Annotated in this window: 13 protein-coding genes; 8 read left to right on the plus strand and 5 right to left on the minus strand. The window is 68.9% G+C overall.

All coding sequences use genetic code 11. The features are described 5' to 3' along the window. The first annotated feature begins 5 nt into the window (after nt 1-5). The 6 genes from mltG (at nt 6) to AACL56_RS15395 (ending at nt 4,652) form a co-directional block, all read left to right on the plus strand. Nucleotides 6-1,028 (plus strand): endolytic transglycosylase MltG, encoded by a 1,023-nt coding sequence (gene mltG / locus AACL56_RS15370; RefSeq protein ID WP_339090670.1) that lies wholly within the window; start codon nt 6-8, stop codon nt 1,026-1,028. Continuing rightward, complete coding sequence (gene tmk, locus AACL56_RS15375) at nt 1,025-1,687, plus strand: dTMP kinase (RefSeq protein WP_339090671.1); 663 nt, start codon at nt 1,025-1,027, stop codon at nt 1,685-1,687. Before mltG ends, tmk begins: the two co-directional genes overlap by 4 nt. Then, entirely contained in the window at nt 1,684-2,697 is a 1,014-nt protein-coding gene (locus AACL56_RS15380; RefSeq protein WP_339090672.1) for a DNA polymerase III subunit delta', read from the plus strand. Before tmk ends, AACL56_RS15380 begins: the two co-directional genes overlap by 4 nt. After that, nucleotides 2,694-3,086, plus strand: a complete 393-nt coding sequence (locus AACL56_RS15385) for a PilZ domain-containing protein (RefSeq protein ID WP_339090673.1) — start codon at nt 2,694-2,696, stop codon at nt 3,084-3,086. The genes AACL56_RS15380 and AACL56_RS15385 overlap by 4 nt, the downstream gene beginning before the upstream one ends. Nucleotides 3,087-3,168: 82 nt before the next feature. Beyond that, nucleotides 3,169-3,975 carry a TatD family hydrolase gene (locus AACL56_RS15390; protein WP_339090674.1) on the plus strand — a complete coding sequence of 269 codons (807 nt, stop codon included), beginning with the start codon at nt 3,169-3,171 and terminating at the stop codon, nt 3,973-3,975. Then, complete coding sequence (locus tag AACL56_RS15395; RefSeq protein ID WP_339090675.1) at nt 3,972-4,652, plus strand: ankyrin repeat domain-containing protein; 681 nt, start codon at nt 3,972-3,974, stop codon at nt 4,650-4,652. Before AACL56_RS15390 ends, AACL56_RS15395 begins: the two co-directional genes overlap by 4 nt. Nucleotides 4,653-4,774: 122 nt before the next feature. Here AACL56_RS15395 and AACL56_RS15400 read toward each other — a convergent pair whose 3' ends face one another. The 5 genes from AACL56_RS15400 to AACL56_RS15420 all read right to left on the minus strand — a co-directional run bounded on the left by AACL56_RS15400 (nt 4,775) and on the right by AACL56_RS15420 (nt 10,728). Then, complete coding sequence (locus AACL56_RS15400) at nt 4,775-7,405, minus strand: AAA family ATPase (RefSeq protein WP_339092883.1); 2,631 nt, start codon at nt 7,403-7,405, stop codon at nt 4,775-4,777. Beyond that, nucleotides 7,402-8,535, minus strand: a complete 1,134-nt coding sequence (locus tag AACL56_RS15405; protein ID WP_339090676.1) for a metallophosphoesterase family protein — start codon at nt 8,533-8,535, stop codon at nt 7,402-7,404. Before AACL56_RS15405 ends, AACL56_RS15400 begins: the two co-directional genes overlap by 4 nt. Before the next feature lie 119 nt (nt 8,536-8,654). Continuing rightward, nucleotides 8,655-8,852 (minus strand): hypothetical protein, encoded by a 198-nt coding sequence (locus tag AACL56_RS15410; protein ID WP_339090677.1) that lies wholly within the window; start codon nt 8,850-8,852, stop codon nt 8,655-8,657. A gap of 111 nt (nt 8,853-8,963) precedes the next feature. Beyond that, entirely contained in the window at nt 8,964-9,722 is a 759-nt protein-coding gene (locus tag AACL56_RS15415; protein ID WP_339090678.1) for a peptidoglycan DD-metalloendopeptidase family protein, read from the minus strand. A gap of 118 nt (nt 9,723-9,840) precedes the next feature. Beyond that, entirely contained in the window at nt 9,841-10,728 is an 888-nt protein-coding gene (locus AACL56_RS15420; protein WP_339090679.1) for a class I SAM-dependent methyltransferase, read from the minus strand. Between the two features lie 556 nt (nt 10,729-11,284). Here AACL56_RS15420 and AACL56_RS15425 point away from each other — a divergent pair. Further along, the gene (locus tag AACL56_RS15425) at nt 11,285-18,697 is read left to right on the plus strand and encodes an amino acid adenylation domain-containing protein (RefSeq protein WP_425337019.1); all 7,413 of its coding nucleotides are present in this window, start codon (nt 11,285-11,287) and stop codon (nt 18,695-18,697) included. After that, nucleotides 18,694-23,688, plus strand: coding sequence for an amino acid adenylation domain-containing protein (locus AACL56_RS15430; RefSeq protein ID WP_339090681.1), 4,995 nt, complete (start codon nt 18,694-18,696; stop codon nt 23,686-23,688). Before AACL56_RS15425 ends, AACL56_RS15430 begins: the two co-directional genes overlap by 4 nt. The last annotated feature ends 2 nt before the right edge of the window (nt 23,689-23,690 follow it).

Here is a 23,690-nt window from a genome sequence, read left to right on the forward strand (position 1 = left end):
GACTCGTGCGCAGCTTCTTCCTCACGCTCTTCCTGCTCGCCGCCCTGGTTGCGCTCGCGCTCGGCGCCGGCGGTCTCTGGTGGGTGCACCAGCCGCTCAAGCTGCCCGCGCCGAGCGTCGACCTGTCCGTCGAGCCGGGCACCACCCCGAGAGGCATTGCGCAGGCCGTGGCCGACACCGGTGTCGACGTGCCGCCGCAGCTGCTCTACCTGTGGTTCCGCGTCTCGGGCCAGGACCGCCAGATGCGTGCCGGCAGCTACGAGCTGGAGCGCGGCGTCACGCCGAAGTTGCTGCTGAACATCCTGGTGCGTGGCGAGGAAGCCACGCGCAGCCTGGTGCTGGTCGAGGGCTGGAACATCCGCCAGGTGCGCGCGGCCCTTGCCAAGGCCGACCAGCTCAAGCCCGACAGCGTCGGCATGACCGACGATGCGCTCATGGCCAAGCTGGGCAAGCCGGGCCTGCACCCGGAAGGACGCTTCTTCCCGGACACCTACACCTATTCGAAAGGCTCGACCGACGTCGCGCTGCTGCAGCGGGCGATGCGGGCCATGGACAAGAAGCTCGAGGCCGCCTGGGCCGCCCGCGCGTCCGACCTGCCGCTGAAGTCGGCCGACGAGGCGCTCATCCTGGCGAGCATTGTCGAAAAGGAGACAGGAAAGGCCAACGACCGCGCGGAAATCGCAGCGGTGTTCACCAACCGCTTGCGCATCGGAATGCCGCTGCAGACCGATCCGACGGTGATCTACGGCATGGGCACGGCCTTCGACGGCAACCTGCGCAAGAAGGACCTCCAAACCGACACGCCCTGGAACACCTACACCCGCGGCGGCCTGCCGCCCACGCCGATCGCCATGCCCGGCAAGGCCGCACTGCTGGCCGCGGTGCAGCCGGCGCAGAGCAAATCGCTGTACTTCGTCTCGCGCGGCGACGGCACCAGCCAGTTCAGCAACTCGCTCGACGACCACAACCGCGCGGTCAACCGTTATCAGCGCGGCGGTGGAGACACCAGAACCAAGGCGACCCAATGAGTGACAACGGCCTGTTCCTGACGCTGGAAGGCATCGACGGTGCCGGCAAGTCGAGCCATCTCGACGCGCTGGAGGCGCTGTTCAAGGCCCGCGGCCGCGCCGTGGTGCGCACGCGCGAACCCGGCGGCACGGCGCTGGCCGAGACGCTGCGCGGGTTGATCCTCGAACAGCCGATGGACCCGCTGACCGAATCGCTGCTGGTGTTCGCGGCCCGGCGCGACCATGTGGTGCAGGTCATCGAGCCGGCGCTGGCACGTGGCGACGTGGTGCTGTGCGATCGCTTCACCGACGCCACCTTCGCCTACCAGGGCGCGGGCCGCGGCTTCGACGGTGCCGTGCTGTCGACGCTCGAGCAATGGGTTCAGGCGGGCAGGGCGGGGCGCCCTGCTTCGACGCTGCTGCAGCCCGACGTGACGCTGTGGTTCGACCTGGCGCCCGAGATTGCCGCCCAGCGGCTGGCCGGCGCACGCGTGCCCGACAAGTTCGAGGCCCAGCCGGTCGAGTTCTTCAAGCGCGTCGCCCAGGGCTATGCGGCCCGTGCGGAGGCGGATGCCCGGCGTTTCGTGCGCATCGACGCCAGCCAGGCGCGCGACCAGGTCTGGCAACAGGTCGAGGCAGCCCTTGTGGCGCGCGGGATCGCTGCCGGAGGTGCCCGATGAGCGCGCCCCAGCTTTCGCCCTGGCTGCGCCGGCCGTTGACAGAACTGTTGCGCCAGCGCGGCCACGCATGGCTGCTCCAGGGGCCGTCGGGCATCGGACAGTACGAGCTGGCATTGGCGCTGGCGTCCGCCTGGTTGTGCGAACAGCCAACGCCTGAAGGCGCGGCCTGCGGCCATTGCGCGAGCTGCCATGCGATCGAAGTCCGCACCCATGCCGACCTGTGCGTGCTGATGCCCGAAGTCGCCATGCAGGAACTCGGCTGGCCACTCGACGAAAAAGCCCAGTCCGATATCGACGACAAGAAGCGCAAGCCCAGCCGGGAGATCCGGGTCGAGGCGATGCGCGACGCAGTCGGCTTCGCCCAGCGCACCAGCGCGCGCGGCCGCGGCAAGGTGGTGCTGGTGTACCCGGCCGAGCGCATGAACACGATCACCGCCAACGCGCTGCTGAAGACGCTCGAGGAGCCGGTCGGCGATGTGCGCTTCGTGCTGGCCAGCGAGGCGGCGTGGCAACTGTTGCCGACCATCCGAAGCCGCTGCCTGGGTTTCACGCTGCCGTGGCCGGAGACTGCAGAGGCCGAAGCCTGGCTGGTTGCGCAGGACGTGCCAGCCGCCGATGCTGCCGCACTGTTGCGCGCTGCGGGCGGCCGGCCCAGCGATGCCTTGCGCCTCGCGCGGTCCGGACAGTCGCCCAAGGCGTGGGCCTTGCTGCCCAAGGCCATGACGCGCGGCGAGGTGGGTGCCCTGGCCGACCACGCACCCGCGCAGGCCGTGAGCGTGCTGCAGAAGCTCTGCCACGACTTGATGGCTGTCGGCAACGGTGCCGAACCCCGGTTTTTCGAGCCCGCCGATCTGCCTTCCGCACCGTCGCGGCTGGCGCTGGCGCGCTGGTCGAAGTCGCTCGCGAGTGCCGCGAGAACCGCCGAACATCCGTTCAACGCGGGCCTGATGCTGGAAGCGCTTGTGAGCGAAGCGCGAACCACCCTAAACTCTGCCGCTCGTCGCCCATGAACCAACCCGCCGCCCCCGCATCCGCTGCTCCCGCCGCCCCGGCCACGCCTGCACGCCCGAGCGTCATACAGCTCGCCATCAAGGAAAAAGGGGCCTTGTACGCAGCGTACATCCCGCTGTTCGCGGAAGGCGGCATCTTCATTCCGACCACGCGGGAATACCGGCTCGGCGATGACGTCTACGTCCTGCTGACGCTGCCCGAAGACCCTCAGCGCTACCCGGTGGCCGGCAAGGTCGCCTGGATCACCCCGCCGCGCGCCGCCGGCAACCGGGCGCCCGGCGTGGGCATCCGCTTTCCGTCGGATGAGAAATCGCGCCAGCTGAAGGCTCGCATCGAGGCTGCACTGGGCGGCTCGATGGCCTCCGACAGGCCCACCCAGACCATCTGAGTCTTCCGCCGTCCTGGTGACGCGGAACTCTGCACACGGCGCCATCTCCCAAAGGAGCGAGCGTCGAAGCTCGCCATTTCCGATGTTCACAGACTCCCACTGCCACCTCACGTTTCCCGAATTCGCGGACCAGATGCCGCAGATCCGCGCCGCCATGGCCGCCGCGCAGGTCGATCGGGCCCTTTGCATCTGCACCAAGCTCGAGGAATTCGACGACGTGCAGGCGCTTGCCGCCAGCTACGACAACTTCTGGGCCAGCGTGGGCGTGCACCCCGACAACGAGGACATCGCCGAACCCAGCGTCGACGAGCTGGTCCGGCTCGCCGCACGGCCGCGTGTCGTGGCGATCGGCGAAACCGGCCTCGACTACTACCAGATGGAAGAACGCAAGGGCGGTCGCAGCATTGCGGACATGGAATGGCAACGCGACCGGTTCCGGGTGCACATCCGTGCGGCGCAACAGACGCGCAAGCCGCTGATCATCCACACGCGCGAAGCGTCGGCGGACACGCTGGCGATCCTGAAGGAGGAGGGCGAGGACGCCTCCCCCGGCGCGGCCGGCGGCGTGTTCCACTGCTTCACCGAAACCGCCGAAGTGGCGCGTGCGGCGCTCGACCTGGGCTTCTACATTTCGTTCTCGGGCATCCTGACGTTCAAGAAGGCGCAGGAGCTGCGCGACGTGGCCGCCTTCGTGCCGTTGGACCGCATGCTGATCGAGACCGACAGCCCGTACCTCGCTCCGGTGCCGTACCGCGGCAAGACCAACAACCCCTCGTACGTGCCCTTCGTGGCGCAACAGATCGCCGAACTGCGCAAGATGCCCGTGGATGCCGTGGCCAAGGCCACGAGCGACAACTTCGAAACGCTGTTCAGGGAAGTCAAATCATGAAAAACTACTTCAAGAAGTCGATATATCTCATTGTCATTGCTGCATCTTTTGCGGCACACGCCGGTTCGTTCGAGGACTTTTTCCGGGCCGTGCGCGGCGACAACGCCAGTGGCGTGCGCACGCTGCTTCAGCGTGGTTTCGACCCGAATACCCGCGACGAACATGGCCAGACGGGCTTGCTGATTGCCTTGCGCGAGCCATCGCCGAAGGTCATCCAGGTGTTGATCGAGTCGCCGCAGACGGACGTGGACATCGCCAATGCCAAGGACGAAACACCGCTGATGCTTGCGGCCATCAAGGGACAGCAGGACCTGGTCAATCAGTTGCTCAAGCGCGATGCAGCCGTGAACAAGACAGGCTGGACGCCGCTGCACTACGCCGCCACCAGCGGTCAACTGACCATCATGAAGGTGCTGCTCGACAAGTACGCGTTCATCGATGCGCAGTCGCCTAATGGCACCACGCCGCTGATGATGGCCGCGATGTACAGCTCGAGCGAAGCCGTGAAGCTGCTGCTGGCCGAAGGCGCGGATACGACGATGAAGAACCAGTTGGGCATGACGGCTGTCGACTTCGCGAACAAGGCGAACCGCCCGGAAGCAGCGTCTCTGATCACGACCGCAGTGGCGGCACGGGCCAATGCGCCAAAGGCCGTTCCGAAGGATGGCAAATGGTGAACATCATCTGATTCGAATGAACCCGGCAAGGCTCACAATGAGTGTTATGTCAAATAGAAGATTGCTGCTGCAATAGCGATCGCGATCCCGGAACAGGCCCTCCGTGACGGCAAGGCCCATTGCTACGAAATGCTCCGCGCCACCACGCCCAGGTCTCGCCAGGCTTCCGGATGGCAACTGAAGATCAGGATCTGGTGCCGCGTCGCCGCGTCGTACAGCACGCGCTTCATCTGACCGAGCCGTTCCTCGTCGGTGTGCACCAGGGCGTCGTCGAGGATGAGCAGCGTGGGCTTCCTCGCTTCCTTCAGCAGATCGGCATATGCCAGTCGCGCAACGACCCCCATCTGTTCCCGCGCGCCGACGCTGAGCTCCTCGAACGTCCCGCTCTGGACGCCGCGCACGCCTTGCCGGGTGATTCGGCTCGGTGACAGGTCTTCACCCACCTCGACCTGCGCGCCCGGAAAAAGAATCTGCAGATAGTGATCGAGGTGCTTCTGCAAGGGCGCGCGCAGACGGCGCGCCAATGCCGAGCGTTTCTCGCGCAACAGCTTCAGCAGGTGGTCGAGTGCCTTGGCACGGCGGTCGAGTTCGGCGCTGCGCCGCGCGGCGTGCTCGAGTTCACGCCGCTTCTCCGACGCAATTTCTTCCTGGCCCAGCGCACCCTTGGTCTCGAGTTCGACTTCGAGCCGCGTGATCTCGCCGGCCCGCTGGCTGTGAGATGCCTCGGCCTGCCGGGCGCTGCGCTCGAGCCGCTCCACGTCCTGCGCCAGGACCGGCAGGTTGACCGTGCGCAACTGTTCCGCCAACCCGGCGGCCCTTTGCTCGATGGCCGATTGCTGTGCCAGCGCATCGGTCAATGCCTCGCCGGCCTCGCGCTTGCGGCCGGCCCGCAGCGGATCCGCGAGCGTGGACTTGACCGCCGCCAGTTCGTCTTCTGCGGCCTTGACCTGTTCTCGCGCATGGCCGGTCTGCAGCTTCGCCTCGTTGAGCGCCGAAGAGGCCGCCTCCAGCGCCGTGCGGGCAGCGCCCTCCTCCGACTCGGCCTGCAGGACCGACGGCACATGCGCATCCGATGTCGACGCCATCGCGAGCAGCATCTGCTTCGCCTCTGCCAGACGGGCTTCGCGCAGCCCGACGTCGGCGGCGAGCGTGTCCAGCCCCTTGGGCGCGAGCGCCGACAGAACGGCTTCCGCCGCACGGACCTCCCCGTTGCGCAAGGCATGCAGGCGAACGCGCTCCTCGACAGCCGCGACGCTGTCGGCGCGCAAGGCCTGCAACAGCGAGACCAGTTCTTGGTGCGCCCGGTCGTGTTCGACGCCGAGACTTTCAAGGTCGGTGCCGCCCGGCAACACCGTGATGCGGCCAACGCCCTCGATGTCGATCTCGGTGCGCGCAATGACGGTCTGCCGCGTCGTCCCGGCAATCTCGGCACCGCCGACACGCACACGCGCACCGGGCTGCAGATCGAAGGCCAATGCGGTCGAGACCGCGTCGAGCCGCGCCTGCGCTGCCCGCAGCGCGTCGGCGCTGCGATGGAGGCGCTTGAGCTCGCTCTCGGACACCGTCAGCGAGCGCGCATCGGCCTGCAGACGAGCAACCTTTTCCTGTTCGCTCCTTGCCTTGCCGAGGTTCTGCACAAGCCCGGCGAGCTGCTCTGCAAGGCTGTCGACGGCCTTCTCCTGTGCAGACCGCGAGGCCGCCTGGCGCGCCAGGCGCAAGGTTTCTCGCGCACGTGCATCGGCCTGCGCCGCAGCCGCATGGCGCGGTTCCCAGGCCTGCAGCTCGCCGAGCGCCTTGTCCAGGCCTTCCCTGACTGCCTGCAGGTTCTTCTCGCGCTGAACGACGGTCGCCTCCTCGCGCTCCATGGACTGAAGCTGCGTGCGCCACGAGACAACCTGCGCAACGATCTGCTTGAGCGCCACGTCCTGCGCGGCCTTGCGTTCGGCCAGCCCCTTGCCATCGTTCAGCCGTTGCTGCGCCGCGGCGAGCTGTTCGCGCAGCGCCACCCATGGCCGCGCCGCGTCGTCGCGTTGATGCTCGCGCCGCAGTCCCGAAAGCCGGTCGACGCCCGACCGATAGGCCTCGATGTCGGCCAGCAGGCGCGCCAGTTCGGATTCGAGTTCCGAGCGCAGCTTGAGTGCATCCGCATAGGCACCGCGCGGCGCACCGCTTGCCGGCGTGAGCAGTTCGTTGCGTTCGCTTTCCACGGCCTTCAGCACCGCGTCGCCCTGGCTCGACGCCAGTTCGCCGAGCGACTCCCCGAGCGCATTGCGCAGGTGGTCGCTGGCAAAGCCGACAGCATGCGAAATGTCGTGCGACGTGCCCTGCCTGATCCACAGCAGGCCTGGGATGCCCATGTGTTCCGGCGTGCTCGCGCCCTTGCCTGGAAAGCGGAATCCCAGCAGGCTTGCGAGATGGTCTTCCGCCACGGCACCGTCCATCGGCCTGCCGTCGATCACGAGCTCGCAGCGCTTCTTGCCCAGGAAGGCCTTGGTGAGCCGGCAGGACTTGCCGTCGAGTTCGAATTCGAGTTCGACGGTCGGCGTGGCCGAGCTTTCGCCCCACGGCCGCAGGTGCTCGACCGCGCTCGAGCGATGCCGTTCGAAGAATGCCGCGCGAATGGCTTCGGCGACGGTCGATTTGCCGGACTCGTTGGGGGCCGTGAACAGGTTCAGGCCGTCGGTGAAGCCGTCGATTTCCAAAGGCGCACGGAACAGCTTGAAGTTCTCGATGCGAAGACGCTGCAGCTTCATGCGGCGCCCCCCGTGCGCGCACCGTTCGGGCCTTGCGCATCGAGCACACGGGCCAGGGTCAGCAGTGCATCGCGGGCCAGTTCCGCATCGGCCTCGCCTTGTTGTGCGCGCAGTTCCTGCAGCGCTTCGCCGACGAAACCATCGGCATGCAGCGCCTGGATGTCGTCCTCGGTCGGCTCGAGCCGCAACGCCTCGCCGTCCCACACCAGCGCGCGGGCGCGTGCACGCGCAGCATCGAGCGCCACGCCGAGCCGGCGATGCGCGCCAAGATCGCAGCTGCCGTGGGCGCGCAGTTGCAGCACGTCGTTGCCGTCGATGAGCGCCAGGCTTTCCACGAGCCGGTCGACGTCCGACGGCACCGAAAGCCGAGGCTCGAGCTGCTGCCACCTGAACTGCCCGGTACGCACCGGCTCGACGTCCGGCTGCGCGCCGGCGCCCGCAATCGATACCAGCAGCGCCTGCCCCGATTCGTTGGCCCTGAACCTGTCGGTCTCGGGCGTGCCGGCATACCAGGTACGCTCGTCGATCTGCCGGGTGCCGTGCCAGTCGCCGAGCGCGAGATAGCTCAGCCCGGCCTCCCCTGCCCGCCCTGCCGCGATCGGATTGGCCGAGTCGATGTCCTCCGACAGGATGCCCTGCACGCAGCCGTGCGCCAGCCCGATGCGCGGCAGGCCGCTGTCGTCGGCCGCGCCCGAAAACCACTCGGTGAGATCGCCGTAGGTGTGGCGCTGTGTCAGCGGCGCCGGCAGCAGCACGAACTTTCCATCGACGAGATGCGGTTTCGGCTCGAGGCAGCAGACGACATTCGGCGGGATCGCGCCCAGCCGCTGCGCACGGCTCCAGACGGACTCGCTCAGCGCCGAGTCGTGGTTTCCCGGAATCAGCAACCAGGGGCCCGAAAAGCGCTGCATCGCATTGAACATGCGCCGGATGGTCTTGTCCGACACGGTCTGCAGGTCGAACACGTCGCCTGCCACCAGCACGGCGTCGACATTGCGTTCGTCCGCAATGCCCGCCAGCCGTTCGACGGCCTTGAAGCGCGCCTCGAACAACGCCGCGGCGTCGTCAGGCTCGAACTGCGAGAACACGCGGCCGATCTGCCAGTCCGCGGTGTGGAGCAAAGAAATCATGCGCGGCCCTCCCCTTTGCCTCTCGCGTCTTCACGTATTCCAAAAGAGCGAGCATCTTATAGAGGCAGGGAGGGCATCGAAGGCATCCGGGCCTTCGATGCCGGGCCGCGCAGGCCCGTTCAGGTGCGAGGCGTCTGCACCGTGTGGCTGAAGCCCGAGGCGCACTCCTGGACCAGTGCGGCCGATTGCGTGACCTGCTCGGCGATCTGGTCGCGCATCGGCTGCCTGTCACGGCTGATCTGCGCCAGCAGAAACCATTGCGTCAGCAGCGCAAGCACGATGCCGACCACAACAAACACCCAATGCACGAGTTCCATGAACGCCCCCTTCGAAGAGTGAGGCGCGAGTCTGCGCATTTCGGGCTTGTTCCGATATCACCAATTTGGGGGATGCCTTTCGCCAGATATGGCAACGCCGAAGCGAAAAAGTCAGCGCGCGGTCAGGTACTGGCGCGGATCGACCGCATTCCCGCGGTAGCGGATCTCGAAGTGCAGCTTGCTGCGGCCGTCCTCGTCGCCGCCGATGTCGGCGATCTTCTGGCCGCGCTCCACGCGCTGGCCCTGCTTGACCTGCACCGTGCGCAGGTTGGTGTAGACCGACATGTACGAGCCGCCGTGATCGATCATGACCACGCTGCCGTAGCCGCGCAGCATCTCGGTCACCGCGACCTTGCCGGCGCCGATGGAGAGCACCGCGTCGCCCGGCCTGGCGGCGATGTCCAGCCCCTTGTTGCTGCCGCCGTTGAAGCCCGCGATCACCTGGCCCGGCGCTGGCCAGCCCCAGTCGCTGCGGCGCGATGCCGGCGGCATGGGCGGTTCGGGTTCGCGCGTCTTCGGTGGCCTCGAGCGCTCGGCACCGGCGCTTCGCGCAGGCGGAGATGGCTCGCCCGCACTGCCGGACGACGCCACCGGCGCGCCGCCTAGAGGCACCACGCGAAGCACCTGCCCCGCCTCGAGCTTGTCCGGGTCCTGCAGGTTGTTCCAGCGCGCGATGTCGGCGGTGGAGCGCCCGCTCTTCGATGCGATGCGATACAGCGTGTCGCCAGGCTGCACGACGTACTCGCCGGGGCCCGCCACCGGCGCCTTCGGCGAGGTCGAGCACCCCGCCACCATCAATGTCGCTGCGAGCGCGATGCCCGCGCACCAACCAAAGCCTGTCCTGCCTGATGTCCTGACTGTCACGACCACTACGGGAGTCCTTCCTGGATTGCCTGGATAGCGCGCCCGCCTGCGGGGGCGCGTTCGAAGAATCCGCAGAGGCTACCAGCAGTCGCCTTGTCTCCCTGTTTCGGTATTGCCGGACGGCTCACATGATCAGGGTGGTCCTTTCCTCGTGCACGCGCCGCGCGATGCACATCAGCGACAACGCACTCGCGGGTGCCGCCGGGTCCCGGCCCGACAGTACGTTGCCCATGCGGTACTTCCACTGCGCGGGCCCGAGGTCGCCTCTCAGCGCGTCGGCCCCGACCTGGTGGTTGTGCGGGTACACGGCAACCTCGAAGCCCAGCGGCTCCAGCGTGCGCTCGAAGAACTCCTTCGTGACGCCGTCGCCGGGCCGGTGATGCACCTCGGTCCGCAGCCCCCACGACTGCTGGCTGCCCGACTTGTGAAAGCCGTGGCGCGTCATGCGGTAGACCCACAGCCGCGCGTCCCACAGGAATCTGGCGAGCCCTTTGTAGTCCCAGGCCGTGAGCTGCGGATCGTGGTCGGTGATGAGCACGCCGTCGGCCTTCACCAGCCGCGCGCCCTCGCGCAGCACGGCGTCCATGTCGTCGCAATGGTGCAGCGAGGCATTGATCACCACGATGTCCGCCACGCCCGAGCGGAACGGCGTGTGCGCGGCATCGGCCAGTACCGCCGTGTAGCCCAGCCGCGAAGCCAGTTCCAGCGAACCCGCGGCCACATCGACACCCACCAGCAACTCGGGCTTGCCGCCCAGCGTGGCGAACACGTTGCCGGGGCCGCATCCCAGGTCGATGACAACCTTGCCGGTCCAGTCGCCACCGGCCGCCAGCCAGCGGCTGCGGAAGTGCTCGTCGCGGTGGCAGAAGTCCAGGTACTCCTGGGCCCAGCCGGCATTGCCGAAATAGGTCGCATTGGCTTCCAGTCCCGCGGAAATATTCGGTATTTCCGACTCGAAGTAGAGACTGCGGGGAGTAAGAACTACACCTGGTAATAGGATGTCGCTGAACATTCTTTTGCCCCTCTTGAAGATCTATTTCGGGTAAACCAGAGATTTCCGAAGTTTTTGCGATTTTCAGGTTTTGTACAGCTATTTTTTATCCGGTTACATAGTCGGCAATTTAATAACAGCCTAAAACTGTCCGATGTTTCCTGATGCGCGAGTCGCGCCGGTGCGTTTTCCGCATCGCTCCGAGCGAAACGCGTACGCCGATTCGGTTATGCATGCAAACCATCCGGCGCCTGCGGATTTCTGCGATCTCCCCTGCGCGCATCCCCATGAGTACCCCGGTTCGAGACGGCAATCCGATGCCTTGCACCGGTCCGTTCGTCCGCCTCGACCCGCCCGATCGCGCATCAGTTACCTTGAACTGGACAATTCGGGTAGTACGTTTTCGAAATAACCTTGTCTGAATGTAACCTAGGCCTTAAGTCCTCACTCCGACCGCTTCAAACCTCCTAGGATCGAGCCAAGAAAAACGACGAACACCTTTAACTGACGCCAATTAATTGAGCGATCTTTTCGCCCATTCAATTAATTCCATCGTATTTCGTTTCCGGGTATTTACATGGAAATTCAAACTGTTTTGCCGTTGCACGAAACAGCTCCGAATCTGCTCCTCGGGGACCTGTTCGTGCCCCGCACCAACCCGGATGCACCCCATGCCAGGCACGCGAGCTCGGTTTGGACGACTGGCGGTTCCAGTGCCGCCCTGCTGCCCGACACTCCCTACGCAGGCGCGTGGCTGCTGCTGCAGTCGCGCTGGCTGGGCACCCTCTGGCCAGTGCTGGAGGAAGTCGCTGCCGCCGAGGGCGGCCGCACGCAACGCTGCTCGACCACCGCCGCCTACGACGCCACCCGCCCCGCCGGCGACTGGCTCGCCGAACTCGATCAGGCTCGCCGCGCGGCGCCCGGCACGACACGGATCGCCCAACGGACCGACGCCCTCTGGCTGCGCGACGACATCGCCGCCGCCGAGGCCGAAGCCGCCGACGCCTCGCTTCGCCTCCGTTTCGACGCTGCCAGCGCACGCCTGCATATAGATAGTGCAGTCGGCCTGCTCGATGCCGCCGCCTCGCAGTCGCTCCTTGCCGCCATTGCCGACACCGCGGCCGACCTGCTCGCTCGCCCCGGCGCCGCGCTGGGAGACATCCGTACCCTGCCGCTTGCCGACAGCAAAATCCAGCTTGCTCAATGGAACACGGCCATGTCGCCGCTCGACCGCTCGCTCACGGTCACGGGCGTGTTCGGCCAGCAAGCGCAAAGCGCGCCCGAGGCGATCGCGCTCGCCGAAGGCGACCTGCGCATGAGCTACGCGGAGCTCGACCGGCGCTCCGACGAACTCGCGCACCGGCTGCAGCGCCTGGGCGTGCGCGGCGGCGACAGCGTGGGCATGCTGCTCGACCGCTCGATGGGCGCCATCGTCGCGCTGCTCGGAATCCTCAAGGCCGGCGCGGCCTACGTGCCGGTGCCGACCGACTTCCCGGTCGATCGCATCGCCCACATGCTCGGCGAAACGGCCGCGCACCATGTGCTGACGACCCAGGCGCACCACCATCTCGTGCCCGCCGCACACGCGGTTGTGCTCCTCGACGAGTACGCCGACAAGCCAGATCGCGGTTCTTGGAATCGTCCGGCCATCGACGGCGAATCGGTGGCCTACGTGATGTACACCTCGGGCTCCACGGGCACGCCCAAGGGCATCGAGATCTGCCACCGCTCGATACTGCGGCTGGTGGTCGGCGTCGACTATGTCGATCTCGCCGCGGGCCGCGCCGTGCTGCACGCGGCACCGCTGGCCTTCGATGCCGCCACGCTCGAGATCTGGGGCCCTCTGCTCAACGGCGGCTGCTGCGTGATCCACGACGAGCGCGTGCCCACCGGCGCCGGCCTGGCACGCACCATCGCGCGGCACGACGTGCACACCGCCTGGCTCACGGCTGCGCTCTTCAACGCGGTGATCGACGACGATCCGGCCCACCTCGCGGGCCTGCGCCACCTTTTCACCGGCGGCGAGGCGCTGTCGGTGCCGCACGTTCGCCGTGCGCAGGCCGCGCTGCCGCAGCTCGTGCTGAGCAACGGCTACGGCCCGACCGAGTGCACCACCTTCGCGGCCACGCACCGCATCCCTTCTGCCCTGCCGGACGACCTGCGGTCGGTGCCGCTAGGCCGGCCCATCAAGGACACCGTGCTGCGCGTGCTGAGCCCGTCGATGGCGCTGCTGCCGGCCGGCTTCGTCGGCGAACTCTGCATCGGCGGCCACGGCCTGGCGCGCGGCTATCTGCGCCAGCCCGCGCTCAGTGCCGAACGCTTCGTGGCCGACCCTTTCGGCGGTCCGGACGACCGGCTCTACCGCACCGGCGACCTCGTACGCTGGCTGCCCGACGGCACGCTCGAGTTCATCGGCCGCCGCGACGGGCAGGTCAAGATCCACGGCCATCGCATCGAGACCGGAGAGGTTGAGGCGGCTGTCCTGGCGCACCCGGCGGTGCAGTCATGCGCCGTGGTCGCGCGGCCCGACGCCGGCGGCCAGCTGCGCCTGGTGGCCTACCTCGTCGCGCGCACGCAGCAGGTCGCCTGGGACGAACTGCGCGCGCACCTCGCGGCGCGCCTGCCCGCCGCCCTGGTGCCGACCGCGCAGGTGTGGCTTGCCGCGCTGCCGGTCACGTCCAACGGCAAGCTCGACCGCAAGGCGCTGCCCGAACCTGCCGGCGAGCGGCCCGACCTGGCGCAGCCCTTCGAGGAAGCACACGACGCCATCGAGCAGCAGGTGTGCGACGCCTTCGCGCGTGCGCTGCGCATCGACAAGGTCGGACGCAACGACAACTTCTTCGACCTCGGCGGCGATTCTCTTCTGGTGCTGCAGGTGCTCGCCGAGCTGCAGCGCGGCACCGGGCTGCCGCTGTCGACCAATCTTTTTTTCCGCAACCCCACGCCAAAAGCAATGGGTGCGCGGATGCAGCCGGCGGGTGACAAGTCCGCCACGGCCGCCGCGACCGGGCTCCAAGCACGAACGGCCGCGGCGGCCCCTTCATCGGCCTTCGCCAGGGGCGCCGGCACCGACGACGACGCCATCGCACTCGTCGCCACCGCCGGCCGCTTTCCGGGTGCCGCCGACGTCGAGCAGTTCTGGAACAACCTCGTCGCCGGCCGCGACACCATCACCTTCTTCGACGACGCAACGCTCGACGCGGGCATCAGCCAGGCCTTGCGCAGCGACCCGTCGTACGTGCGTGCACGGGGCGTGATCGACGGCATCGAGGACTTCGACGCCGCCTTCTTCGGCATCGGCCCGAAGGAAGCGCAGCTGATGGACCCGCAGCAGCGGGTGTTCCTCGAGATCTGCTGGGAGTGCCTCGAGCGCGGCGGCTACGTGCCCGACGCCGCGCCGGGTCCGGTCGGCGTGTACGCCGGCATGTACAACGCCACCTACTTCCAGCGCCACGTCAGCACCCGGCCCGACCTGGTGGAGCCGGTCGGCGAGTTCCAGGTCATGCTGGCCAACGAGAAGGACTACATCACCACGCGCGTGGCCAACCGGCTCAACCTGACCGGGCCGGCCGTCAGCGTGCACACCGCCTGCTCGACCTCGCTGGTGGCCGTGGCCCACGCCTTCCATGCGCTGCGCACCGGCCAGTGCTACATGGCCCTGGCTGGTGGCGCCTCGGTCACCTGCCCGCCGCGCAGCGGCTATCTCTACAACGAGGGCTCGATGCTCTCGCCCGACGGCCGCACGCGCAGCTTCGACGCGAAGGCGCAGGGCACGGTGTTCAGCGACGGTGCCGCCGTGGTGCTGCTCAAGCGCCTGGCCGATGCACAGGCCGACGGCGACACCATCTACGCCGTGCTGCGCAGCGCCCGCGTGAACAACGACGGCGGCAGCAAGGCCAGCTTCACCGCGCCCAGCGTCGACGGCCAGGCCGCGGTGATCCGCGCCGCGCTGGCCGCGGCCGATGTCGATGCGCGCAGCATCTCCTACGTCGAAGCGCACGGCACGGCCACGCCGATGGGCGACCCGATCGAGGTCGAGGCCCTGGCCGTGGCCTACGCGGAGCACACCGACGCGCTCGACTACTGCACGCTCGGCTCGCTCAAGAGCAACGTGGGCCACATGGTCACCGCCGCGGGCGCGGCCGGGCTCATCAAGACGGCGCTGGCGCTGCACCACGAGGTGATTCCGCCGACCGTGCACTTCAGCGCGCCGAACCCGTCGATCGACTTCGCGCGCACGCCTTTCCACGTCAACAGCGAACTGCAACCCTGGCCGCGCGCCCACCTGCCGCGCCGCGCGGGGGTCAGCTCCTTCGGCGTGGGCGGCACCAACGCGCATGTCATCGTCGAGGAAGCACCGCCTCGGCCGGCCTCGCCCATCGCGGCCGGCGAACAGGTGCTGTCGCTGTCGGCCCGCTCCGAGGCCGCACTCGCCGTCGCCTGTGAGCAGCTCGCGGCACACCTCCAAGCCCAACCCGGCCTGCCGCTGGCCGACGTGGCCCATACGCTGGCCGTCGGCCGCAAGGCGCATGCCTTTCGCCGCGTGGTGGTCGCGGGCGGCGCGGCCGACGCGGCTTCCGCCCTGCGCAATGCCGATTCGCCGTGGCGCGCCAGCGGCCGCACCGCCGCGCGCGCACCGCAGATGGTGCTGATGTTTCCCGGCCAGGGCGCGCAGTACGCGGGCATGGGCAAGCACCTGCACGCTGCCGACCCGGTATTCGCGGCGGCCTTCGACGACTGCATGAATGCCTTCGAAGACACGCTCGACTTCGACCTTCGCGCACGCATGTTCTCGGACGATCCGCAGTCGCTGTCCCCCACCGCCGCCACGCAGCCGGCCATCTTCGCGCTCGAGTACGCGCTGGCGCGCCGGGTGCTGTCGCTCGGTGCGCGCCCGCATGCGCTCATCGGCCACAGCGTCGGGGAGTTCGTTGCCGCGGTGCTGGCCGGCGTGATGCGCCTCGAGGACGCTGCCAGGCTCGTAGCCCGCCGGGGCGCGCTCATGCAGGCCCAACCGGCCGGTGCCATGCTCTCGGTACGCCTGGGCGCGGCCGAACTGCTCGACCGGCTCGGCCCGGACCTTTCGCTGGCCGCGGAAAACGGCCCCACCGCCTGCGTGGCCGCCGGCCCCTTCGATGCCATCGCCGCGCTGCAGGCCTCGCTCGAGGCCGATGGCATTGCGGCCCGCGCGCTGCAGACCTCCCACGCCTTCCACTCGGCCATGATGGACGGCGCCGTCGAGCCCTTCGCGCAGCTGGTGCGGCAGGTCGAACTGCACGCGCCGCAGACGCCCATCTTCTCGACCATGACCGGCCGCCTGCTCGAGGCGGCCGAGGCCACCAGCGCGACCTACTGGGCGCAGCACCTGCGCGGCACGGTGCATTTCTCGCCGGCCGTGCGCTGCGCGATGGACCAGGTGGCGCATCCGCTGTTCGTCGAAGCGGGGCCCCGCAACATGCTCGCGACCCTGGTGCGCCAGCATGGCGCGGGCAACGTGGTGTCGCTGCTGCAGGGCGATCCGGCGGACGAGGCGCGCACCCTGCACCTGGCGCTGGGCCGCCTCTGGACCTGCGGCGCCGACGTCGAACTCTCGCGGCTCGTCTCGCGCACCGGCGCGCAGCGCCTGCCCCTGCCCACCACGCCATTCGAGCGCAAGCGCTTCTGGGTCGACATCGCCGCCGCCCCGCCCATCGCCACCGAGGCTGCGCACGCAGCGGCCCCGGCCTCCCTTCTTGTTACCACCATCGTCCTGGAGCCGACCGTGACCGCAGCAACGCCCTCGCCTCTTCCTCGTCCCGCCTCGAACGTGGATGCGCGCCTGCGCACCCTGTTCGAGGACATCTCCGGCCTCGACATGGCACAGGCCGAAGGCCACGCGCCCTTCGGCGAGCTGGGCCTCGACTCGCTCACGCTGACGCAGGCCGCCACGCAGATCAAGAAGCACTTCAAGGTCAACCTCAGCTTCCGCCAGCTGATGGAGAACTACCGCAACTTCGATGCGCTGTCGGCCTTCCTGCAGGCGAGCCTGCCGCCCGAGGCTGCGGCGCCCGCACCTGCAGCGGCTGTGGATGCCGCACCGGTGGCCGTCGCCGCGCCCATTGCCGCGTCAGTTGCCGCACCGTCGGTGCAATCCGTCGTTGCCTACCAGCCCGTGGCCACGCCCCCCTATGTGCCGATGCAAGGTCTCATTGCCGGCGGCGACCAGCTTCCACAACTGATTTCGCAGCAGATGGAATTGATGCGCCAGCAGCTGGCGCTGCTGTCGGGCGCCGCGCAGGCCACGCCGGTCATGACGCTGCAGGCCGTGCCAGCCGTGGCGCCCGTGGCTGCCGCGACGTCGGCCCAGCCCGCGCCCGAACCTGCGGCACCAGCCGCAACCGCGGTTTCTGCAACGCCGGCCGGCGACGAACCCGGCGCTGCCAACCAGCCGGTGCGCTACGACGTCGCCAAGGCCTTCGGCGCCATCGCGCGCATCCACACGCAGCGCACGGCCGAGCCCAGCGGCCGGCAGAAGGCGCGCCTAGCGGCTTTCATGCGCCGCTATGTCGAGCGCACGCAGAAGAGCAAGCAGTTCACCGAGGCCAACCGCGCCCACATGGCCGACCCGCGCGTGGTCAACGGCTTCCGCCCGATCACCAAGGAGATCACCTACCAGATCGTCATCGAGCGCTCCAAGGGTTCGAAGATGTGGGACCTCGACGGCAACGAATACGTCGACGCGCTCAACGGCTTCGGCATGAACATGTTCGGCTGGCAGCCCGACTTCGTGCAGGACGCGGTGCGCAAGCAGCTCGACGAGGGCTACGAGATCGGCCCGCAGCATCCGCTGGCGGCCGAGGTCACGTCGCTGATCTGCGAGCTCACCGGCCACGACCGCGCGGGCCTGTGCAACACCGGCTCCGAAGCGGTGATGGCCGCGCTGCGCATCGCGCGCACCGTGACCGGGCGCAGCACGGTGGTGGTGTTCACCGGCTCCTACCACGGCACCTTCGACGAAGTGCTGGTGCGCGCCGGCAAGGGCGGCAAGGGCCTGTCGGCGGCGCCCGGCGTCATGAGCGGCATGTTCGGCGACATCCGCGTGCTCGACTACGGCACGCCGGAGGCGCTGGCCTTCATCCGCGACAACGCGCAGGACCTGGCCGCGGTGCTGGCCGAGCCGGTGCAGAGCCGCCGGCCCGACTTCCAGCCGCGCGAATTCCTGCACGAGGTTCGCGCCATCACCGAGCAGAACGGCTGCGCGATGATCTTCGACGAGGTCATCACCGGCTTCCGCGTCGGCCTCGGCGGCGCGCAGGAGCTGTTCGGCGTGCGCGCCGACCTGGCCACCTACGGCAAGGTCATCGGCGGCGGCTTTCCGGTGGGCGTGATCGCAGGCAAGCGCGAGTTCATGGACGCGCTCGACGGCGGCCCCTGGCAGTACGGCGACGACTCGATCCCGGGCGTGGGCGTGACCTACTTCGCCGGCACTTTCGTGCGCCACCCGCTCGCGCTGGCCGCGGCCAGGGCCTCGCTGCTTCACCTGAAGGAAGCCGGCCCCGCGCTGCAGGCCGGGCTCACCGGCAACACGGCCGCGATGGCCGCGGAACTCTCGGGCTGGTGCAAGGAGGTGGGCGCGCCCATCGAGATCCGGCACTTCGCGTCGCTGTGGCGCGTGAGCTGGCTCGAGGACCACCCGCTGCAGGACCTGCTGTTCGCCATGATGCGCAGCCGCGGGGTCCACATCCTGGACAACTTCCCCTGCTTCCTCACCAGCGCGCACAGCGCCGAGGACATCGCCTTCATCCAGCGCGCCTTCAAGGAGTCCGTCGCCGAGATGCAGGAATCCGGCTTCCTGCCGCGCCGCGCCGCGGTCGTCACCGGCTTCGACCTGCGCAAGCCGGCCGAGGAAGGCTCGGTGCTGGCACGCGACGTCGACGGACAGCCCTTCTGGTACGTGCCCGACACGGCCAGCACCCCACATCACCTCATCAATGGAAAGGCCGCAGCATGAACGCCGTTCTCAAGCCCACCGCCAGCGGTGGCGCCATCGAGTGCATCATTCCGACGACGGAATCGCAACGTGAAGTCTGGCTCGGCGCCACGCTGAGCACCGAGGCTTCCCTGGCCTACAACGAATCGGTGGTGCTGCGCATGCACGGCCCGCTGGACCGCCAGGCCCTGGCCGGCGCCATGGCCCTGCTGCTGGAGCGTCACCAGGCGCTGCGCGCCACCATCTCGCCGGACGGCACCTGCATGCTGGTGAGCCAGCCCGGCGACAACCATCTGCTGCAGGAAGACCTGGGCGGCCTCGATCCCGATGCCCGCGCGCATGCACTGCGCGCCGCGCACAAGGACGCGGTCTGCACGCCCTTCTCGCTCGAGCACGGCCCGCTCTTCCGCGCGGTGCTCTACCGCCTCGGCGAGGAGGAGCACGAACTCGTGATGTCGGCGCACCACGTCGTGTGCGACGGCTGGTCGTGGGCGGTCATTACCGAGCAACTGGGCCACCTGTACGCCGAGCAGACCGGCGTGGGCCTGAAGCTCAAGCCGGCGCCCTCGTTCGCCGACTTCGCCGCGCAGGAAGCCGCCGATGCCGCCCATCCCGACATGCAGGCGCACATCGACTACTGGCTGGGCCGCTTCTCGGGCGGCACGCTGCCGGTGCTCGACCTGCCGCTGGACCGCCCGCGCCCGGCCGCGCGCACCTTCAACTCGCGCCGCGCCGAACGCCTGCTCGACAAGCGCCTGGTGAGCGCGGTGCGCACCACCAGCACCAAGGCCGGCGTGAGTCTGTTCACCGGCCTGCTCAGCGGCTTCGTCGCCACGCTGCACCGGCTCACCGGACACGAGGACATCGTGGTCGGCATCCCGGCATCGGGCCAGCTCGCGCACGACATGCCCGGCCTGGTCGGCCACTGCGTCAACCTGCTGCCGCTGCGCCTGTCGGCCAGCACCGGCATGCGCTTCGACGCGCTGATGGACGAATGCAGCACCGCGGTGCTCGACGCCTTCGACCACCAGGCCCTGACCTACGGCGCGCTGCTCGGCCAGTTGTCGCTGGAGCGCGATCCGAGCCGGCTGCCGCTGGTGAGCGTGGCCTTCAACGTCGACCCCGACGTGGCCGGCAGCGCACAGGCCTTCACCGGCATCGAGGTGCTGCAGGACACGATCGCGCGCCAGTACGAGAACTTCGAGCTCTTCCTGAACCTGCGCCCGCTCGACGGCGGCCTGATGATCGAGGCGCAATACAACACCGACCTGTTCGACGACGTCAGCGTGCAGCGCTGGCTCGACATGTTCGAGTGCGTGCTGCAATCGGCAGCGCACAAGCCCGACGAAACCGTCGGGCGCCTCGAGGTGCTTTCCAGCGAAGCCGCACATGCGCTGATCGCGTTGCAGCCGGCACGCGTGCCGCTGGTCGGCGCGCCGCTGGCGCATGCCGGCTTCCTGGCCCGCGTGCCGCAGCAACCCGACCACCCGGCGGTGCGCGACGGCGCCCGCACCTGCAGCTACAGAGAGCTCGACGCGCTGTCGAACCGCATGGCGCGCGCGCTGCGCGAGCGGGGCGTGGGCCGCGGCCAGCGCGTCGGGCTGAGCCTGCAGCGCAGCCTGGAAATGGTGGTCTCGATGCTGGGCATCCTGAAGGCCGGCGCTTCGTACGTGCCGCTCGACCCGGCTTTTCCGCAGGCACGGCTCGACCACTACGCCAGCGACGCCAAGCTCAGCCTGATGGTGACCACGTCGGACATCGCCGCGACACCGCGCGACTGGCGGGCCGACGCGGGCCAGCGCATCTTCGAGATCGACCGCGACACCGCCTGGCGGCAACTGCCGGGCGAGCCGCTGCCGCCGAGCGCCGACGACCCGGGCCCGGAGGACGCCTCCTACGTCATCTACACCTCGGGCTCGACCGGCCTGCCGAAGGGTGTCATCGCGCACCACCGCGGCGTGGCCCACCTGCTGCAGTGGATGCAGCGCGAATCGGGCATCAGCCCGGCCGACCGCATCGCCGCGGTGACCACCCTGTCGTTCGACATGGCCGTGCCCGACCTGCTGCTGCCGCTGGCCGCCGGCGCCGAGCTGGTGATGGTGCAACGCGACGTGGCCATGGACGGCAACCGCCTGTCGCGCCTGCTCGACGAGGAACAGATCACGCTGCTGCAGGCCACGCCCGGCATGTGGCAGGTGCTGCTCGACGCGCAATGGAAGGGCGCACCGGGCTTCCGCGGCTGGACCGGCGGCGAGGCACTGCGCCCCAGCCTGGCCCTGGCGCTGTGCGAGCGCATGGAAGGCCTGTGGAACGGCTACGGCCCGACCGAGACCACCGTGTATTCCACCGCGTGGCATGTTCGCCCCGAGGAGATCGCCGCGCGCGGCGTGTCGATCGGCAAGCCGGTGGACAACACCGAGATCTGGATCCTCGACGCCGACCTGCAGCCCTGCCCCATCGGCGTGCCCGGCGAGATCTGCATCGCCGGCGAAGGCGTGTCGCTCGGCTACCTCGACCGCGACGAGCTGACCGCCGAGCGCTTCGTCACCGTGCGCGTCTTCGGCGTGCCGAAGACGATGTACCGCTCCGGCGACCGCGGCCGCTGGCGCAACGACGGGCTGCTCGACCACATGGGCCGGCTCGACTTCCAGGTGAAGGTGCGCGGCTACCGCATCGAGCCCGGCGAGATCGAGGTGCGCTGCTGCGAAGTGCCCGGCGTGTCGCGCAGCGTGGTGGTGGCCCGCGAGGACAACCCCGGCGACGTGCGCCTCGTGGCCTACCTTGGCCTGACCCCGGGCGCGGCATTCGACCTCGACGCGCTGATGGTGCACCTGCGCAAGCACCTGCCGGCCTTCATGCTGCCGCAGCACGTGGTGACGCTCGACGCGCTGCCCACGCTGCAGAACGGCAAGGTGGACCGCGTCTCGCTGCCGCCGCCGCAGGCAGCGGCGCGCGACGAGGTGCGCCGCGGCGCCGGTCCGCGCAACGAGCATGAGCGCAAGGTGCTGGCGGCGATGGAGAAGGTGCTCAGCCTGCCCGGCCTCGACATGCACGACGACTTCTTCACCATGGGCGGCCATTCGTTGCTGGCCGCGCGGCTCACCACGCTGCTCAGCCGCGAGTTCCAGGTGACGCTGCCCTTGCGCACCCTGTTCGAGGCACCCAACGCCGAGAAGCTGGCCGCGGCCATCCAGGCGTTGCAGGGTGCGGGCGTCGGCCTGCAGGCGCCGATCGCGCTGCGCGCCGAACGCCGCAGCGCACCGCTGACCATGGCGCAGGAGCGCATCCGCTTCATGGAAGAGCTGCACCCCGGCCGCTCGGTCTACAACGCGCCCTCCGCCCAGCGGCTGCTGGGCCCTCTCGACGCACAGCGCTTCGAGGGCGTGCTGCGCGAGATGATCCGCCGGCAGCCCTCGCTGCGCACCCGCATCGGCACCGACCCGCAGACCGGGCAACCCGTGCAACTGATCGCGGAGTCTGTGGAATTCGCACTGCCGATGGTCGACCTGCGCGCACTGCCGGCCGACCAGCGCGACGCCGAGCTTGCCGAGCGCATGCAGGAGATGGCGGACCGGCCGATCGACATCCACAAGGCGCCGATGGCCAACGCCACGCTGTTCCAGATCGACGACAACGAGCATGTCTTCCTGTTCGTGCCGCACCACCTGATCTGGGACGGCTGGTCGTTCGACCTGCTGCAGAACGAGCTCGGCGCACTCTACGACGCCGCGGAGCGCGGCCGTCCGCACAACCTGCCGGCACTCACGACCACACACGGCGACTACGCCGAGTGGCTGCAGAAGTGGATGACCGAGCCCGCCTGCGAGGAGCAGCTGGAGTTCTGGCGCCGGCGCCTCGAAGGCGCCAGAGCGGCACGCCCGCCCCGCACCGACATGCCGCGCCGCGCCGGCAAGAGCGGCCAGGGCGGCGCGCACTGGATCAACATCGACCTGCAGAGCACGCAGCGCCTGCGCGAGATCGCCCGAGACATGGACGTGACGCTCAGCATGCTGACCTTCGGCGTCTACGCGCTGACCATGGCGCGCGTGATCGGCAGCGACTTCATCGTCATCGCAAACCCGGTGCGCGGGCGCCAGCAGGCCGAGACCGAAGACGTCATGGGCTTCTTCAACAACGTGCTGCCGGTGTCGCTGGCGGTCGACCTCTCGCTGCCGCTGCCCGAGTTCATGCGCTACGTGAAGCAGGAGCTGCTGTCGATGATGAACAACCAGCAGGTGCCCTTCGAGCGCCTGATGGCCGAGCCCGGCTATGCGAGCCAGATCAAGACCTCGGGCCCGTACCAGTCGATGTTCTCGTTCCAGGACGCCCGCGAGCGCGCGCGCTCGGTGGGCAGCCTGCAGACCCGCCAGATGCACGTGATGCAGCACGGCGCCACCGACGACATCGGCGTCTGGCTGATGGACAAGCCGCACGGCCTGGAAGGCGCGCTGATCTACAACGCCGACGTGTACCTGCGCGAGACCGGTGCGCAGCTGCGCGAGCGCTACCTCGAGGTGCTGCGCCGCGTGGCCGACGAACCGAACGCCACGCTGGCCGACATCGCGGACACCGAAGGCTCCACCAGCGCCGCCTACCTGCGCAAGCTCGCAGCGGAAGAGCCGGGCAAGGGCACGCCGGCGGCCGCTGCCGGCGACGAGACCCGGGCGAAGCAGCCGCTGCTCAACCCCGAGCACGCGCAGCTCGCGCAGATCTGGGCCGGCGTGATCGGCATCGACGTCGACGACATCCGCGCCAGCGACAACTTCTTCGACCTCGGCGGCGACTCGCTGCTGGTGCTGCGTGCGGTGCAGCAGGCGGCCCAGATGCTGGGCCACCGCGTGGAACCGCGCCGTTACCTGTTCGAGAACCTCGGGCAGATCGCGTCGTCGCCGCGCACCGCGCCGGAAGGCGTGCCCTCCGACCTCGCCGAGCTGGCCGCCGGCACCGCCGCCAACGCGCAGCGCGGCGGGCTGCTCAGCCGCGCCTTCGGCAGCTGGCTGCGCAAGGGGTGAAC

Source organism: Variovorax paradoxus (genome assembly GCF_902712855.1).
GTDB lineage: Bacteria > Pseudomonadota > Gammaproteobacteria > Burkholderiales > Burkholderiaceae_C > Variovorax > Variovorax paradoxus_Q.

Excerpts from the sequence above, each read along its gene's own strand:
- tmk (WP_339090671.1), top strand. The coding sequence starts at position 1,025 with ATGAGTGACAACGGCCTGTTCCTGACGCTGGAAGGCATCGACGGTGCC.
- AACL56_RS15380 (WP_339090672.1), top strand. The coding sequence starts at position 1,684 with ATGAGCGCGCCCCAGCTTTCGCCCTGGCTGCGCCGGCCGTTGACAGAA.
- AACL56_RS15385 (WP_339090673.1), top strand. The coding sequence starts at position 2,694 with ATGAACCAACCCGCCGCCCCCGCATCCGCTGCTCCCGCCGCCCCGGCC.
- AACL56_RS15390 (WP_339090674.1), top strand. The coding sequence starts at position 3,169 with ATGTTCACAGACTCCCACTGCCACCTCACGTTTCCCGAATTCGCGGAC.
- AACL56_RS15395 (WP_339090675.1), top strand. The coding sequence starts at position 3,972 with ATGAAAAACTACTTCAAGAAGTCGATATATCTCATTGTCATTGCTGCA.
- AACL56_RS15400 (WP_339092883.1), bottom strand. The coding sequence starts at position 7,405 with ATGAAGCTGCAGCGTCTTCGCATCGAGAACTTCAAGCTGTTCCGTGCG.
- AACL56_RS15405 (WP_339090676.1), bottom strand. The coding sequence starts at position 8,535 with ATGATTTCTTTGCTCCACACCGCGGACTGGCAGATCGGCCGCGTGTTC.
- AACL56_RS15410 (WP_339090677.1), bottom strand. The coding sequence starts at position 8,852 with ATGGAACTCGTGCATTGGGTGTTTGTTGTGGTCGGCATCGTGCTTGCG.
- AACL56_RS15420 (WP_339090679.1), bottom strand. The coding sequence starts at position 10,728 with ATGTTCAGCGACATCCTATTACCAGGTGTAGTTCTTACTCCCCGCAGT.
- AACL56_RS15425 (WP_425337019.1), top strand. The coding sequence starts at position 11,285 with ATGGAAATTCAAACTGTTTTGCCGTTGCACGAAACAGCTCCGAATCTG.
- AACL56_RS15430 (WP_339090681.1), top strand. The coding sequence starts at position 18,694 with ATGAACGCCGTTCTCAAGCCCACCGCCAGCGGTGGCGCCATCGAGTGC.